This window comes from Achromobacter ruhlandii, from assembly GCF_902859695.1.
Lineage (GTDB): Bacteria > Pseudomonadota > Gammaproteobacteria > Burkholderiales > Burkholderiaceae_B > Achromobacter > Achromobacter ruhlandii.
This window is the reverse complement of sequence record NZ_CADIJL010000079.1, coordinates 1-1,506: the sequence shown is the minus strand read 5'-3', so window position 1 is coordinate 1,506 and position 1,506 is coordinate 1. Positions and strand designations below refer to the sequence as shown.

Annotated in this window: 2 protein-coding genes and 1 pseudogene; 1 reads left to right on the top strand and 2 read right to left on the bottom strand. The window is 56.2% G+C overall.

The window, feature by feature from the left end; all coding sequences use genetic code 11:
- Positions 1–266: pseudogene (locus HV742_RS32010) on the top strand (hypothetical protein); the annotation flags it as partial.
- On the opposite strand, the gene HV742_RS32005 reads toward HV742_RS32010, so the two are convergent.
- Together HV742_RS32005 and HV742_RS32175 are read right to left on the bottom strand one after the other, a co-directional pair.
- Positions 263–937 carry a GIY-YIG nuclease family protein gene (locus HV742_RS32005; RefSeq protein ID WP_175147283.1) on the bottom strand — a complete coding sequence of 225 codons (675 nt, stop codon included), beginning with the start codon at positions 935–937 and terminating at the stop codon, positions 263–265. The pseudogene HV742_RS32010 and the gene HV742_RS32005 overlap by 4 nt on opposite strands.
- Positions 938–1,009: 72 nt before the next feature.
- Positions 1,010–1,506 (bottom strand): hypothetical protein (locus HV742_RS32175; RefSeq protein WP_217482436.1); only part of this gene is annotated, 497 nt, incomplete at its 5' end.

The window sequence follows — 1,506 nt, the reverse complement described above, 5'->3', positions numbered from 1 at the left end:
GCGCCGTTTCCGAGTGGCTTAACCCCTCGGCCAAGGGGCGGGAGCGCTTGGTGACCGATATGCTTGTTTGCCGGATACTACGAGGTCGACCGCGTATTCGTGACCTGTCGGATCGATTTGATGTCCCGAAATCGACGCTGCACGACGTGTTGCAGGCCTATCGACGGCTGGCCATGCAGGAAAGGGCGGGAGCTCTAGATGCTTTGGCACCGGCGATGGTGGGTGCCGCGATCGTCCAGCAATCAGCTCGCGAGGTGCGCGGCTAGCGTCCCCCTCTTTTGCCAAGCATAGGTCTCTCGACATCCCACAAATGATCCTCCATTGCCTGGACCGCTACTGCATGAATTCCTTCACAGTGCCAGACTGACAAATGGATCTGTTCAATATCTCCTGGTTGCAGCCAATGCGTTAGTTGCATCGAATATGTGGTTCTATCTTTGTAGCCGAAGTGTTGCCGCAACCGGCTTTCCAGATTCCGGGAGCTGCCGACATAGAGCGTCGAGGACGCTTGATTTGCCCTACAGTATGCTCTTGGTTTGATTCCTGCCTGCGTCGCCAGATCTTTCTCCCGCGACTTACAGCCGTTGAATCGCTCCAAAACGGAGGATTGCTCGCGGCCATGTCGAATGGCGAATCGGTAAATCACGGTTCCTTTGCCAGCCCATCTGACTAATTCCCCCGTCTGAGCTTCGGGAAATGACTCGCAAAAATCGGAATACGCGAGAGTGACTTCCATTTTTGGCGGCGGCGTAGTTTTTTGAACGTCGTCCGCTAGTGAGCGTAACGAGGTAGCACATTGCGAAAAGAAGTCCGGGGTGAGCATGATGGTTTTAAGCGATGAAGCGAATGTCCAATCGGGTTGCTTGAGAGCGCCGGCGGCGAAGTGAATAGCCTGATGATTTGACTTGGCCGGACAGGAAAGCGAAAATTCCGCCACACTCGTAGCAAGTACGACCTGAAGAGACGCCCCGGGCAAAACCAGGGGCGTTTTGCATTTCTGGTCGCGGATTTAGAACTTCGGAATGGCCTTAACTTGGTCCGCAGTCGACGGAGGCTCGCAAGCGTGATCGCTGTCCCCCAATTGGCCTTGGATTTGGCGTGCGCAGAAAATCAGCGATTCACCGTGGGGAAGGTCCAGGCGTCGCTCCTCTCCGTATTTCAAAGTGGCCCGCTCCACGTACACCCGGTGCATCGAGTCAGCTTGCGGCACTGAAATAGTGGTCGTCGAAGAACTCGCGCCGCTGGTATTGCCGATGGTCTGCCTTGCCGAAACGGAGTAATCCACTTTGGCCTCGAATGAGACCGTAGTTGGCGAGCTAGCGGTGATCCGAATCTCTACCTGCGGCTTTGCCACGCCGGTGGTGCAATTTCCATGCTGGTCGCAGCGTTCAACTGAATAGATCGTGGTGTGCGAGCGGCCTGTGGGCTCGCCGGCGAATCCATCAATCGGCAAAATTGGCCGCGGGGCCGGGCCAGGCCAAGGATCAAGCAGATTCGCTCGAATGG